The organism is Marinobacter sediminum, assembly GCF_016820575.1.
GTDB lineage: Bacteria > Pseudomonadota > Gammaproteobacteria > Pseudomonadales > Oleiphilaceae > Marinobacter > Marinobacter sediminum.
Map to the genome: position 1 here is coordinate 830,626 of NZ_JAEMQH010000001.1, position 14,405 is coordinate 845,030.

8 protein-coding genes are annotated in these 14,405 nt (G+C 59.7%); 1 reads left to right on the forward strand and 7 read right to left on the reverse strand.

Going from position 1 to position 14,405, the window contains the following annotated elements; translation table 11 throughout:
• Positions 1–10: 10 nt before the first annotated feature.
• The 7 genes from FGO67_RS03675 to pilG all read right to left on the reverse strand — a co-directional run bounded on the left by FGO67_RS03675 (position 11) and on the right by pilG (position 13,132).
• Positions 11–1,063 carry a chemotaxis protein CheB gene (locus FGO67_RS03675; protein WP_203299359.1) on the reverse strand — a complete coding sequence of 351 codons (1,053 nt, stop codon included), beginning with the start codon at positions 1,061–1,063 and terminating at the stop codon, positions 11–13.
• A complete protein-coding gene (locus FGO67_RS03680; RefSeq protein WP_203299360.1) occupies positions 1,063–8,673 on the reverse strand; it encodes an Hpt domain-containing protein in 7,611 nt (2,536 codons plus the stop codon). Before FGO67_RS03680 ends, FGO67_RS03675 begins: the two co-directional genes overlap by 1 nt.
• 11 nt (positions 8,674–8,684) lie before the next feature.
• Positions 8,685–9,584: a CheR family methyltransferase gene (locus FGO67_RS03685; protein ID WP_203299361.1), complete on the reverse strand. Its 900-nt coding sequence runs from the start codon at positions 9,582–9,584 to the stop codon at positions 8,685–8,687.
• Between the two features lie 27 nt (positions 9,585–9,611).
• Positions 9,612–11,687, reverse strand: coding sequence for a methyl-accepting chemotaxis protein (locus FGO67_RS03690; RefSeq protein ID WP_203299362.1), 2,076 nt, complete (start codon positions 11,685–11,687; stop codon positions 9,612–9,614).
• 91 nt (positions 11,688–11,778) lie between these two features.
• Entirely contained in the window at positions 11,779–12,324 is a 546-nt protein-coding gene (locus FGO67_RS03695; RefSeq protein ID WP_203299363.1) for a chemotaxis protein CheW, read from the reverse strand.
• A 20-nt stretch (positions 12,325–12,344) separates the two neighbouring features.
• On the reverse strand, positions 12,345–12,707 hold the full coding sequence (gene pilH, locus FGO67_RS03700) for a twitching motility response regulator PilH (RefSeq protein WP_203299364.1): 363 nt from the start codon (positions 12,705–12,707) through the stop codon (positions 12,345–12,347).
• A 32-nt stretch (positions 12,708–12,739) separates the two neighbouring features.
• Positions 12,740–13,132 carry a twitching motility response regulator PilG gene (gene pilG / locus FGO67_RS03705; protein WP_041342172.1) on the reverse strand — a complete coding sequence of 131 codons (393 nt, stop codon included), beginning with the start codon at positions 13,130–13,132 and terminating at the stop codon, positions 12,740–12,742.
• A 294-nt stretch (positions 13,133–13,426) separates the two neighbouring features.
• Between pilG and gshB the strand changes: the two genes are divergently transcribed.
• A complete protein-coding gene (gshB, locus tag FGO67_RS03710; RefSeq protein ID WP_203299365.1) occupies positions 13,427–14,389 on the forward strand; it encodes a glutathione synthase in 963 nt (320 codons plus the stop codon).
• Positions 14,390–14,405 lie beyond the last annotated feature (16 nt).

Below are 14,405 nucleotides of genomic sequence, written 5' to 3' on the forward strand. Positions count from 1 at the left end.
GCTTGTGTCCTCAGGCGGAGTCCCGTTTGTGCCGGCCTTTGAGCAGGCACGATTCTTCAATGGTTTTGACCAGCTCCCGGGCCAGTTCTTCCGGTGTGCCACTGAGCGTGGAGCAGCCGGTGGCGGCAACCGAATCCGGCATTGAGCTGTTACCGCAGCTGGTGTGCTCCTGCACCCATATTCGGCTGCCGTAGGCTCTCAGCATGGGCGCAGCGATGGCGCCATCGTTGCCCATGCCAGAAAACAGGATAGCATGGCAGCGTGCACCGTAATGGTCGGCGACGTTCAGCAGAACCTGGTCGATGGAGGGCCCATAAGGGCCGGGCCAGGGACTGCTTAATTCGGTCAGCGCCCCGGCGGCGTCCACTCGCCACTCGTGGTCCACCGGCATCAGCACCACATCGCCATTCTGAACGCGGTAGCCCTCTTCGGCTCGCTTCAGGGCGTAATGAGAGTGGCGACCCAGAACTCGGGTCAGTACCTCGGTGAAGTTGTTGTCGATGTGCTGGGCATAAATAAAGCCAATGGGCAGGCCCGGTGGCAGGTGATCGAGAAACGACTTGACCGCCGAGGGCCCACCCAGCGAGGCGCCGAGAACCCAGATTTCCTCGGCAACAGAGCCTGGGGCGGCGGGTGTTATCCAGTGCGGCAGGGTGGGCGGCGTGGCGGTTGCCGGTACCTGGACTTCCAGCTGCTCGATGCTGGCTTCGGAATCCAGCTCTTCAAGGTCGCCGAGCTGATCTTCCAGCTTGCTCAGCAACCGGCGTTCCCAACGGAAGTAATCGGTGCCGCCGGGCTTGGGCGCCGGATCCAGGCCAAACAGCACGGGTGCGTCGGTGTTTTCCAGCAAGTGATCGAACAGTGCCGGGTGATCGGCTTCGTCTTCCAGCGTCACCAGCCAGAGGCCGGCCGCCGGAAAATCGGGGTAACCCAGCAGGCGCTCCGGATCTCCCGAGAAGCAGATATCGAGACCGACCTTGGCCGTTGCTGCCTGCAGCCGATGCCGCTGCAGCACAATATCCGAGATTATCCCGACTCTGGGCCGGCCACACTGGCCGGCCATCACTGGTTACCGGTCAGCCGTTTGATGGTCTCAAGCAGCTCGGTTTCCTGGAACGGCTTGCCCAGGTATTCGTTTACGCCGATGGCCATGGCCCGCTCCCGGTGCTTCTCGCCGGTTCGGGAGGTGATCATGCAGATCGGTGTCTCCCGCAGGTTGTCGTCGTGGCGAACAAAGCTGGCCACTTCGAAACCATCCATCCGCGGCATTTCGATATCGAGCAGGATGACGTCCGGCTTGTGGTCTTGCAGTTGCGCCACCGCATCCAGGCCGTCTTTCGCCAGCACCACTTCCATGCCGTTTCGTTCCAGCAGGCGCGAGGTGACCTTACGCACCGTGACCGAGTCATCCACCACCATGACGGTGGTGACCCGCTCTTCGTAGCGTTCCGCTTCACGGGCTTTCTCGAGGCTGGCCAGACGTTGACGCTCGGACAGGATGTCGGAACGGATCATCGCCGGCAGGTCGAGAATCACCACCACGTTACCGTCACCAAGAATGGTCGCACCGGATACGCCGCGGACGGAGCTGAACTGGGGTCCGAGGGATTTAACCACGATTTCGCGGCTACCCATCAGGTGGTCCACCTGCAACGCCATGGGCTGTTCCGCGCCCCGTACCAGGATCACCGGCAACGGCAGGGCCTGACCCTGGAGTTTCGGCTGGTGATCACTGTTCAGCAGGTTGCCCAAATACTGCAGCCGGTATTCCTGACCGGCGTACTCGTACATCGGCGCGTCCGGCTTGTAGTATTCCTCCAGCTCGTAGGTGCTGACCCGAACAATGCCCTCGATGGTGTTGAGAGGGATAGCGTAGAAGTCTTCACCGGTTGATACCATCAACGCGCGGTTGACCGATACCGTAAACGGCAGGCGCACGGTAAAGGTGGTGCCGCGGCCAGCGGCGGAATCTATATCCAGACTGCCGCCGAGCTGTTTGATTTCACTGGCGACCACGTCCATGCCGACACCGCGGCCGGAGATCTGGGTCACCTGCTGGGCGGTGGAGAAGCCGGGTTGCAGGATGAACTGCAGGATTTCCCGCTCGGTGAGGTCTTCGTCCGCACGCATCATATTCTGGCGGATCGCCTTGTCGCGAATGACATCGGACGGAATGCCCTTGCCGTCGTCCATCATCCGCAGCACCACGTCACCGCCTTCGCGGGTCAGTGACAACACCACTTCACCGGTTTCCGGCTTGCCGTGGGCCTTTCGATCCGCCGGCGTCTCAATTCCGTGGTCGAGGGCATTCCGGAGCATGTGCTCCAGTGGTGCAATCATCCGTTCGAGGATGTTGCGGTCCATTTCGCCTTCGGCGTTGCGGACATCAAAGTCCACTTTCTTGCCCAACTCACCGCTGATCTGGCGAACGATACGACGCAGACGCGGCACCATCGAGGCGAACGGAATCATGCGGGTCTTCATCAGACCTTCCTGCAGTTCCGTATTGATCCGCGACTGCTGCACCAGCAGGGTTTCGGTATCACGAACCCGGTCGGACAGTGTCTCGCGCAGGTCGGCAAGGTCCGACGAGGATTCGGTCAGGGCCCGGGACAACTGCTGGATAGAGGAGTAGCGGTCCATCTCCAGCGGGTCGAAGTCGTCGCCGTAGTCAGGGCCGTGTTCTTTCTCGGCACTGAACAGGATCTGGGCTTCGGTTTCGATTTCCATGCGGCGCAGCTGCTCGCGCAGACGCTCGATGGTGGCGGCCATTTCGTCCAGGGTATGGCCGAAGTCACTGGTCTGGGTTTCCAGGCGGCCACGGGTGATACTGGTTTCACCCGCCAAGTTAACCAGTTCGTCCAGAAGAGGGGCCGAAACCCGGATGGTTTCCTGGGCCGCGCGCTGACTATCGGCCGCCTTTTTGCGGGCTTTCGCCCCCAGCTTCGCCGGCGGTTTGGCGGGCTTGGGCAGGTTTGAATCCGGAGCCTTGGCTTCAGTTGCCGTCGCCTCAGGATGCGCGGTCGATGCTGGTGGCTGGGCCGATTCCGGGGCTGGCTCGGGTGCCGGGGTCGGCTCCGGTGCGGTGTCACCGGATTCGAAGCGTTTCCGGATGTCCGCCACCATGGCGATGATGGTGTCGTGATCCTGGGTAATACTCTGCCACTGGCTTGCGTTGGGGGCATTGCCGCCAAGGTCAATCAGCCGGGTTTCCAGGCTGTGGGCCTTATCTCCCAGCTGAGCCAGTTGTGATAGGCGGGCGCCCCCTTTCAACGTATGCAGCGCCCGCTGGGCTTCCTGATTGAAGGTATGGTTGGACGGCTCTTTGTGCCAGTCGTCCAAAAGCTGCTCGAGCTGGTCCATGATTTCGCCAGCTTCTTCCAGGAAGATTTCCAGAACTTCCGGGTCCACTTGCTGCTCGGCCTCAGCTGGCTCAGGCTGTGCCGCTCCGGTGTCGGCTGCCGCCACATCGTGGGCAGTTTGCAAGGCCTCAATCAGTGCGCTGTCGGCTTCCGGCTGTTTGCCATCCTCCAGGGTGATGAGCATGGCTTTCAGCGAATCCAGAGCGCGCCCACTCAATGCCAGCAGAGCCTGCTGGTTGTTGGAACCGGCAATCAGTGGATCCAATGCATCAGCCCAGGCCTCAGCCAGGTCCGCGATCGGATCGACATCTGAAAGGCGGGCGCCACCTTTCAGGGTATGCAGTTCCTGTTGCAGCTGGGTCACACCGGACAGCTCATCCGGCTCCTCGCGCCACTGTGCAAGACACTCGCCGATGGCACTGTGGATTTCCAGGCCTTCGTCCAGGAAGATACCAATCAGATCGTCGTCATTGGCGTTGGCGAGCGGCTCAGTGATGGCGGACAGCTCGTCCGCATCGGCTTCGGTTTCGACGTCATGCTCTGGTTCGGCCGAGGCCTGGACGGCCCCGAACCCATCGGACTCGGGCTCAGACTCTGGCTCCGCCCGTGTTGGCTCTTCGGTCAGCGTCTCGCCGCGCAGGATGGCCTGCACCTTGGCCACCAGTTCTTCTGCTGGCGGGCAAGGCTTCTGGGTGGCAACCTGCTCAACCATCTGTGCCAGCCGGTCGTGACAGGCAAACAGCAGGTTGTTCATGTCGTCGCTGGCATCCAGCTGACCTTCGGCCACTTTTTCGAACAGGTCTTCAAGGACGTGGGTCAGGTCGCCAATCGCCTCGACGCCCGCCATGCGTGCACCGCCTTTCAGGGTATGCACGTCGCGCTGCAATTCTGCGGCTACGGTTCGGTTGGATGGGTCTTCGCTCCAGGTGTGCAGCGCACTGCCGGTGGAATTGATCAGGTCGTAGGCTTCTTCCAGGAAGATGCCCACCAGTTCCGGGTCCAGGTGAGATAGATCGGCAATGTTGTCGTCGGGCGAGAGGTCCTGGCTTGGTGCTGGTTCCTCTTCCTCTTCAAGGTCCGGGACCGGCAGCGCCTCTTCTTCCGCTGGCGTATCAGATGCCGGGCTGACGTCGGTAACCGGGCGGGAACCGCTGGCGGTGTCCATGTAGGCCTGGATTTCACCGATCAGATCCGGGGCCGGGCGAGGTGTTTCTGAGGCCTGCAATGCCTCGACCATACCGGCAAGACGATCGTGTGCCCGGAACAACAGATCAGACAGGTCGTCATTGACCGACAGCCGCTGCTCAGTCAGGCCTTCAAACAGGTTTTCCAGCTCGTGGGACAGGTCGCCGATGGAGGGGATGTCCGCCAGGCGTGCCCCGCCTTTCAGGGTATGCAGGTCTCGCTGCAGTAATCGCAGTAAATCCAGGTTGTGAGTGCTTTCGCTCCAGTTCTGCAGTGCGTCCGCCGTGCTGTCGATGAGCTCGATGGCTTCTTCAAGGAAAATTTCCGCGAGCTCCTGGTCCAGCTCGTCGTCGGATTCATCGGCGTCGGATGGTGCGGTCTCCTCGGCTACCTCCTGCGGTACTTCAGCCTCCGAGACGGCCGGCTCGATCTCTTCGAGGTCCAGGCCAAGATCGATGGCTTCCAGGTCTTCGGTGAACTCCTGGTTGATGGCTTCGGCCAGTTCACTGGCCTGCTCGGGCTCCTGAATCAGAGTTTCCAGGCGAGCCAGGATGTCGTCGCTGGACTCGGTCGCGAGTCCGGCGGCAACCTGATCCATGGTGTTGATCAGCTGTTCCTGGGCATCGCGTACGGTCTCGATAAACGCTTCATCCGGCGTTGCCTGCTCCGAGGCAGCGGCCTTGTCGTAGGCCTCTTTAAGCGCGCCAGAAAGCGAGGAGACGTCGTGCAAGCCGGCGTCGGCGGCGCCCTCAGTCAGTTGTCCCAGTTCCGTCCGCAAGGTGTTGAGCGACTCGGTTTCCTGAGGGTTGCTGGCCCACTGATCGAGAATGTGGTCGGCGTCCAGAACGATGTCCAGGCCTTCGTTCAGGAACAGCTGCACCAGCTGCGGCGGCGCCTCCGGTGTCGGTTCGTCGCTGCTGGCGTCACGGGGGCGGTGCAAGGTCTCGTGGGAGAGCCGATCCAGTTTCGCCAGGAACGCGTCGGTACCCGGAAGGGGCGCCTGAGGATTGATCCGGATTTGGGCCAGGCCTTCGGTCAGGAAGCCGCAGGCATCAGCGATGCAGGACACCACTTCGCGATCAGCACGTTTGTTCTGGGCCCGGGATTCCTTGACGAAGCGCTCAAGTGGCGTGATCACCGCGGCAATCGGCGCGATGCCCGCTGTATGGGCACTGCCCTTGAGGGTGTGTAGGGCCCGGGAGAGATCGTCGGTGTAGGAAACCGAAGTCTTGTCACCGGCTGCCGCAAGGTAATCCTTGAGCGTTTGCAGGTGGGTCTCGGTTTCGCTCTCGAAGATATCGAGCAGCACCGGGTCGACGTCGGCGTCATTGCGGCCGGCTTCAGTCGTATCAGTAATATCGGTAGGCTCAACCTCGGTCTCGGAGGTGGGCATGCTGCTGGCATCGGGAATTTCACCGTTGGCCAAGGCATTGGCGCGAGCCTGAAGAGCACTGGTGTCGCTGCTTGGCGCCCGGCGTTTCTCGAAATCCTCGACCAGGGCCGGTAGAGCCGCGGTGACTTCTTCCAGCAGGCCGGCAACGTCATCGTTCATGAAGATGCTGCCGTCGATTACACGGTTCAGCATGTTTTCCACTGACCAGGCCAGCTCACCCACAGCCAGGGCACCGACCATTCGGCCGCTGCCCTTAAGGGTGTGATACGCCCGGCGAACTTCCGACAGCGCGGTGCGGTCATCGTGCTGGCGCAGCAGCATCGGCAGGTATTCGCGAACGGTGTCCAGAACCTCGCCGGCTTCTTCGATGAAGATCTCAAGGATTTCATCGTCGATCAGATCATCGTCGTCGGCGAAACCTGCGGCTATAGGTGCTTCGGCGGCTGGCTCAGGTGCTGGTGTCTCGGTGCTTTCCGTTTCAGCTGACTGCTTCGGCTCAACCGGGGCTGCGGCGCTTGCTTCTGTGCCCTGCTCGGTGCGGCGGGTGGTAGCCATCGCCTCTGCACGCTGAATCAGTTCACCAACGTCGCCGGTGGCCTGGCCTTCCCGGAATTCATTGATTAGCGACGGGATCCGAGTGTTGACCTCATCGATGAGGGAAAACATCTCGTCCGTGGGTTTGATGGTCCGATCGATCACCCGGTTCAGCAGGTTTTCCACCGACCAGGCCAGTTCACCGAGGCTGGTGGCACCAACCAGGCGGCCACTGCCCTTGAGGGTATGGTAGGCTCGGCGCACTTCAGTCAGTGCAGCGTGGTCGTCGTGGTGCTGGCGCAGCTGTGGATAGTGTTCGTGAATGGTTTCGAGGACTTCCTCGGCTTCTTCGATAAAGATGCCCAGGATCTCGTCGTCCAGCAGCTCTTGATCGGAGGATTTCGCGGTCTCGGGTGCAGGGGCGACGGAGTCTTCTTCTGCGGGTTCGATGACCGGCGCTAGGTCTTCGGTGCTGGCTTCGGACCAGGTCGGCTCGGCACCGACCGGGAAGCCAAGCGATGCCAGGCTGTCTTCGGCGACTTTCAGGATGGTTTCATTCTCACCAATGCCCTCGGCCAAACGCTCCAGATAGTATTCGATGCTGGTAACGGCGTCGGCCAGGGTGTCGAGTTCCTTCCAGTCCGGTACCTGTTTTCCGCTGAGTAGCACGTCGGTGAGGTAGCGTTCGGCTGAGGCCAGCATGTCGGCAACGCGGTTCAGGGGAATCAGGCCAAGGCCGCCCCGAATGCTGTGTAGCAGCCCGGGCACGTGCTCGATTTCCCGGGTATCCCACTGTGATGCAATGAAATTGACAATGGCGGTCTTGACTTGCTCCAGGGTGTTCCGGGATTCGCGCAGCAGTGCGCCGTTGGCGTCGCCAAGTTCCCGGGAACCCAGATTAACCGTCTGGTCTTGGTCACTGTCGGTGTCGTCGTCAGACTGGCCGTCGCTGTCGAGGCCAGCCAGACTGGCTTCGATGTAGAGCAGAGCGCCGGCAATGTCCATCATGGTGCCGTCGTCGACGGGCTCCATTTGGTTGCTCAGTTTGTTGACCAGTTCGATCTGTTCGGTAACGACCTTGCGGGGAATACCCAGACCCAGTACCGCCAGGGTGTTCGCTACCTGACGTAAGCCGGGGAGTAGATCTTCCAGCTCGCTGTTCTGGCGCTGTTCGGCGCGAACAAACAAATCGAGCTGGTCCTTGAGCTTGGACAGCTCCTCATTGAGGGCGCTGACTACCGAGTGGATTGCTTCACGGCCGGGGCCGGAAACCCGGTTACGGGCAGCGTCTACGTCGTCCTCGGAAGGCAGGGCTTGGTCCAGCTGGTATTCAGACCGCAGACTCTGGACCTGGGGTGCTTCCAGATCCCGGGCCCGGGCGACGTAATAAAGAAGGTGCTTCAGCAGCGCCTCAGGTGCCGGCTGTTGCAGGATATCGGCGTGTTCGTCGGTGAGTCGACGAATTTCGCTGTCCAGTTCCCGCAGGAGGGATTTAACCGCAGCGTTGACCGGGTTTACGTGGGCCTGCAGGGTCTCAACGAAGGCGCTGGCTGCTTTCCAAAGTTCGCCCCGGGGCGTTTTCTGGCACAGCCGAATAAGGCGCTGGATGACCTTCTGCATGTAATCGAAATGGGCTGCTAGATCTTCTTCGCGGATGACGGCGGCCAGGGCAAACTGGTACATCTGGCGCAGCTTGCGAATATGACCGAGGACCTTCGGGTCCTGCAGGCGCTGGGACACCTTGCCAGTGACTCGCATGAGCGAGCGACTCAGATCGGGTTTGAACAGAGATGTATCTGACAGCAGGGCTTCGCCGCGCGCAGCCCGAAGGTCGTTCAGCAGGGGCAGCAGCACCATTGGGAAATCGTCCCGGCTGCTGGCCAGGTGATCCAGATACTGGGGCAGCTGAAGGATCGCCTGCATCAACACTTCGACGGCCTCGTCGACATTGGCGACGGTGTCGTTCAGCACGGCCTGGGTCAGCTTCTCCATCTCTTCGGTCAGCAGGGCTGCGCCGAAAAGCTCAACCATCTGCAGGGTGCCATGCACCTGATGAAGATAATTCAGGCAGAAGCGCAGGCGCGCGGTGTCGTCTCGATTCTCGACATACGCTTCCAGTGCATACTGACCCTGGGTCAGCGTGTCCTGTATCTCGCCCCGAACCCAGTCGAGGGCGATGCTGTCATGGTGATTGCCCATAACCACTCCGGTTATTCTTCGTCAGTCTGGCGCTTGATCCACGCCAGTACATGTTCCGAGGGTAGTCTCTGCAGACCCGGTGGCTGCCAATCGGTCAGCTCTCCCTGGCCCAGCACCAGCAACCCCCCGGGCGCCAGCCGCTCTGCAAGTCGCCTGACTATTTCCCGCCGGCGCCAGCGGCGGAAATAGATCAGCAGATTCTGGCAGAAGATAATGTTCATTCCGTGCATGGGAGCCTGATCGAGGTCCAGCACGTTGAGTCTGGTAAAACACACCCGCTCACGGATGCATTCTACAATCTCTACGGTGTTCCGCTCGGCCGGGCGGAAATACCGGTTTTTCAGCTCTTCGTCCATCCCCATCAACTTGCGGGGGTTGAACAGGCCGTCTCGGGCCTTGTCAATTGCGGGTTTGCTGATGTCGGAACCGGTAATCCCAAATAAGGGCTGCAACTCCAGCTGGCTCATGCATTCGTTCAGCACCATGGCCAGGGTGTAGGGTTCTTCACCGCTTGAACACCCGACACTCCAGGCTTCCAATGGCCGCTTGCGCAACTGTTCCCTCGGTCGGGTCAGCACGTAATCCGCCACCAGGCGAAAGGCATCCGGATCCCGGAAGAAGCGGGTTTCCTGGACCGTTAGACGATCCACCAGTGTTGACCATTCCTGGATGGCATCGGGCCCGGATACGATTTTCTCGTAGTAGGCCTGATAGCTGTCGCAGCCGATTTCACGCATCCGGATGCCAAGATTGGTTTCCAGAAATGAGCGCCGCTCTGCCGACAGGGTTATCCCGGTACGATGCTCCAGCAAGGTCTGCCACTGGCTGAACTGCGCCTCGTCCATGTCAGGGAGTCGGCGCAGTGACCAGATGCCTTCGGCGGGTGACAGGTTGTTATGCATTTGCGCCATAAACCGTCAACAGCCCCAGACCGAAAATCAGCCCACCACCGGAACGTCGCTGTCTTCCTCTTCTTCGTGGTCGGCCACGTCTTCCTCTGGCAGGGTGAAGCCGGCCACGGAGGACCGCAGCTCGGACGCCATTTCTGCCAGGTTACCGATAGACTTCGCGGTCGCGTTGGTACCGGACGAAGTCTGGGACGTGATTTCCTGGATAACGTTCATGGTGTTGGAGATGTGGGCAGCGGACGACGACTGCTGTCGTGCGGCGTTGGAGATGTTCTGGATCAGCTCCGCCAGAGACATGGATACGTTCTCGATTTCCTCGAGCGCGATACCGGCATCCTGGGCCAGGCGTGCACCACGGACCACCTCGGCGGTGGTGTGTTCCATGGAAATAACCGCCTCGTTGGTGTCAGACTGGATCGTCTTAACCAGGGCTTCAATCTGCTTGGTTGCCGCAGAAGAACGTTCCGCCAGGCGCTGAACTTCGTCGGCAACGACCGCGAAGCCCCGGCCTGCGTCACCGGCCATGGAGGCCTGGATCGCGGCGTTCAGGGACAGGATGTTGGTTTGGTCGGCGATGTCGTTGATCAACGATACGATGTCACCGATTTCCTGGGAGGACTCACCCAGGCGCTTGATCCGCTTGGATGTTTCCTGGATCTGCTCACGGATGTTGTCCATGCCACGGATGGTGTTCTGTACCACCTCGGCACCTTTCTTCGCGATCGCAACCGACCGCTCAGCAACTGCGGAGGATTCGGCAGCGTTCGAAGATACCTGGTCGATGGAGACCGCCATCTCGTTTACCGCGGCAGAGGCGCCGGCAATTTCCTGAGCCTGGTGCTCGGAGGCGTCGGCCAGATGCATGGCCGTGGCCTGGGTTTCCTGGGACGCTGATGCGACCCGAACCGCAGTGCCTCGAATCGCCTGTACCAGTCCGCGCATCTGGTCGATCGCGTAGTTGATGGAGTCGGCGATGGCACCGGTGAAGTCCTCGGTTACTGTGGCCTCGGTAGTCAGGTCACCATCGGCCAGGTCGGCCAGTTCGTCCAGCAGTCGCAGGATCGCGTTCTGGTTCTGTTCGTTCTGCTCCTGAGTCGTAGACAGGCGTTCCTGGGCTTCCCGGTACAGGGCCAGGCCGATCATAACCACGATGGCAACCATGGCAGCCAGGATGATGAAGGCGAGAGTCGGGCTGACCAGTCGAGAGCCAGACTGGTTCCGGAAGCCTTCCGCCAGCACGGACAGCTCGGAGAGCAGGATTTCGGAATTCTGGAAGATATCGCTGGCCGCAGTACGCACCTTGAAGAGGTCGGGAGAGGCTTCAAGAATGGCGTCTACGTTTTGGGAGACGAACTCAAACAGTTCATCGACGGCTTCGAGACCGTAGATGGCGTCTTCATCGTCTACCTTCGAGATGCCCATGGCCGGGTTGCCGTTGAGCTGTCCTTCCAGTACCCGTCCGAACAGGCTGGCGTCACGTCCGAAACGGTCTGCGGCGATAACCGCGTCTTCGTCACCGGACAGTACGTTGTTGACCGAGCGCACGATCCGTTCCGCCAGCAGTGACTGACGCTGTGCCAGCGCGATCTGCTCGGCCGGGGCGTCGTTGTCGAGCAGGATCTGAACAATGTCGTCGTACTCAACCTGCAGCTGCGGAATGGTTTCGTTCAGTGTACGCGCAACTTCGTGCAGGCCCAGAACCGCGTCCTGGGTCGACAGGATGCTGTCGGCGTTTTCACGAACCGTATTCCAGTTGTCTTTTACACCACTCTGGTTGGCCAATTCGCTGGGTGGGAGGCCGGTTTCCGGGTTGCCCTCAGAGACGTTGTTCCAGAGCGTCTGGAACTCATCCCGTGAACGCCGGAGCTGGTTAAAGGCTTCGGCGGTACCGCCCGCGGCTTCTGTCGCGTTCTTCGCAATGGCCTGGGAAAGCACCCTCAGCTCAGCGGTGTTGGCGATGTACTCCTGGTCGTTCTGGCTGTCACTGTTAATGATAAACAGGACCACAACGAGCAGGACGGTGAGTGCAATCAGTGCGGCAATCAGACCGGCAACCAGCTTGTTGCCTCCCTGTCCCATACTGAGTCTTCCGGCTCTGTTTTTCATTTTCTGGCTCCCGGCCTCTTCTTAAAGATTGGCAAGTTTGTTGTTGCGGGTATCAGGCGGTCAGGGTGATGTTCCTGCCAGTATCAACACCCTACCACTGTGCGACGTCGAGAAAGCGTTCGTCGTCGAGCAGATCAACGGCCGAAAAGACTTTCCAGACTTCTTCGTTACGCTCGTAGCCGCCTGTTACAAACGGACGAACGTTTTCAGGCACACCTTTCGGTGCGTCCTTGAAACTGTCAGATGCGAAGTACTGCATGCCCAACACGCTGTCGACCACCAGCCCGCTGAAGATGTCTCCTTCCTCGACAACCAGAACCCGACGTTCGCGCAGGCTGCGCGAGGAGCGGGGGATGTCGAAGAAACTGGCAAGATCTACCAGGGGAAGAAGGCGGCCACGGACGTTGGCGGCACCCAGAAGAAATGGGCGAACGCCAGGGATATGGGTGAACCTCGGAACATGGAGGATTTCAGTGACTTCGCCCATGGGAGCCACATAGCGCTCACCGGCAAGAATAAAGCCGATGCCGTTCCACAGCTCAACGGCTTCCTGTTGCTCCGGCAAGCCGGCCGCCATGGACCGGCTGCGCTGGGCGATATCCGTCAGAACGGCAAAGGGGGCGGTCTGGGCGGACATGCTTACTCCACGGTTGGGGATCAGGCAATCAGACTGTTGATTGTTTTGATCAGATCGTCTTCGTTAACCGGCTTGACCAGATAACCTTTGGCGCCCTGACGGGTACCCCAGACACGGTCCGTCTCCTGATCCTTGGTGGTCACGATAATCACTGGGATGGAGGCGGTTTCTGGAGCGCGGGTCAGCTGGCGGGTAGCCTGAAAGCCATTCAGGCCGGGCATGACAACGTCCATCAGCACCAGATCAGGCATTTCTGCGCGAGCTTTGGCAACACCGTCTGCGCCGTTGTCGGCGGTCAGAACGTCGTGCTGGTGCTTTTCCAGGATGGAAGAAATCTTCTTCACCTCGGTGGGGGAGTCGTCAACAATGAGAATGCGAGCCATGGGTTCCTCGATGGTTCTGGGTTTCAGCAGGTTTACTGTGCCGCCTGGGGGATATATTGGCGGATAGTATTAAGCAGCTCGTCCTTGCTGAACGGTTTGGTCAGGTATTGGTCAGAGCCGACGATGCGGCCCTTCGCCTTGTCGAACAGGCCGTCCTTGCTGGAGAGCATAATAACCGGCGTCTTTTTAAAGGAGGAATTGTTCTTGATGAGTGCGCAGGTCTGGTAGCCATCCAGTCGCGGCATCATGATATCGACAAAAATGATGTCCGGCTGGGAATCGGCAATCTTGGCCAGAGCGTCAAAGCCGTCAGTTGCGGTGATGACCTCACAGCCGACTTTTTTCAGAAGGGTTTCCGCGGTGCGACGAATGGTTTTGCTGTCGTCGATCACCATGATCTTCAAATTCTCGAAGTTGTCATCCATTGTCCAACTGCCTTGCGCTCAGCGACTGTCATTATTTTACAACGGGTTTTAGCACAAACCTTACGGCTGTTCTATAAACCCCGCATATTTATAGAGTATCAATGGCTGGATAAAAAGTATTACTTTGTGACCAAATGTACTTCCGCCTGCAACGTCACGTAATCGGCTGAGGATTTCTGCGGATGCATTCGTGGCTCGGGTACAATACCATTCGATGTCTCAGCATAGCACTTATTGCCCGGTCCACTCTGCTGACCGGTTCGTGTTTTCAACCCTTGGATTTCAAGAGGCACTATGACAGTCCGACTCGGGATCGTGATGGATCCAATAGAGGATATCCATTTCAAGAAAGACAGTTCACTGGCGATGTTGCTGGCGGCGCAAAAGCGCGGCTGGGAAATCGAATACATGGAACTGCCTGACATGTACCTGGATGGTGGCAGGGCCATGGCCCACACCCGGGATCTGACTGTGCACAACGATCCCGAAAACTGGTACAGCTTTGGCCCCAGCCAGGATCGTGCCCTGGGGGACCTGGACGTCATCCTGATGCGCAAGGACCCGCCGGTGGATCGTGAGTTCCTGATGGCGACCTACATTCTTGAGTCGGCGGAACAGCAAGGTGCCCTGGTGGTAAACCCGGCGGCAACCCTGCGGGATTGCAATGAGAAGTTGTTTGCCACCCAGTTCGAGGATCTGACCCCACCGCTGCTGGTGAGCCGGTCAGCGACCCGGTTCAAGGAATTCTACGCCCGCCACGGCGATGTCATCATGAAGCCGGTCGACGGCATGGGTGGTCACTCGATTTTCCGGATTCGGGAAAACGATTTTAACCTGGGCGTTATCATTGAAACGCTGACCAATTACGGTGAGCACCAGGCCATGGCCCAGAAGTACATTCCGGAGATCACCGACGGCGACAAGCGCATTCTGATGATTGAGGGCGAGCCAGTACCTTACGCCCTTGCACGTATTCCGTCGCAAGGCGAGAATCGTGGCAATCTGGCCGCAGGTGGCCGAGGGGAAGGTCGCGAATTGACGGCGCGGGACCGCGAGATCTGCGACCGTGTTGCCCCGATCATCAAGGAAAAAGGCCTGATGTTTGTCGGACTTGATGTCATCGGCGATTACCTCACCGAAATCAATGTAACCAGTCCCACCTGTATCCGTGAGCTCGACACGGCGTTCGGCATCGATATCGCCGGCCTGTTGATGGAAGCGGTTGCCAAGCGTCTGGAGGCGCGTAAGCGGGCGTAATACCTGGCCCGGGGCT

Bases quoted from the DNA above. Each gene is read 5' to 3' on its own strand.
- FGO67_RS03675 (WP_203299359.1), bottom strand. From the start codon at position 1,063: ATGGCCGGCCAGTGTGGCCGGCCCAGAGTCGGGATAATCTCGGATATT.
- FGO67_RS03680 (WP_203299360.1), bottom strand. From the start codon at position 8,673: ATGGGCAATCACCATGACAGCATCGCCCTCGACTGGGTTCGGGGCGAG.
- FGO67_RS03685 (WP_203299361.1), bottom strand. From the start codon at position 9,584: ATGGCGCAAATGCATAACAACCTGTCACCCGCCGAAGGCATCTGGTCA.
- FGO67_RS03690 (WP_203299362.1), bottom strand. From the start codon at position 11,687: ATGAAAAACAGAGCCGGAAGACTCAGTATGGGACAGGGAGGCAACAAG.
- FGO67_RS03695 (WP_203299363.1), bottom strand. From the start codon at position 12,324: ATGTCCGCCCAGACCGCCCCCTTTGCCGTTCTGACGGATATCGCCCAG.
- pilH (WP_203299364.1), bottom strand. From the start codon at position 12,707: ATGGCTCGCATTCTCATTGTTGACGACTCCCCCACCGAGGTGAAGAAG.
- pilG (WP_041342172.1), bottom strand. From the start codon at position 13,132: ATGGATGACAACTTCGAGAATTTGAAGATCATGGTGATCGACGACAGC.
- gshB (WP_203299365.1), top strand. From the start codon at position 13,427: ATGACAGTCCGACTCGGGATCGTGATGGATCCAATAGAGGATATCCAT.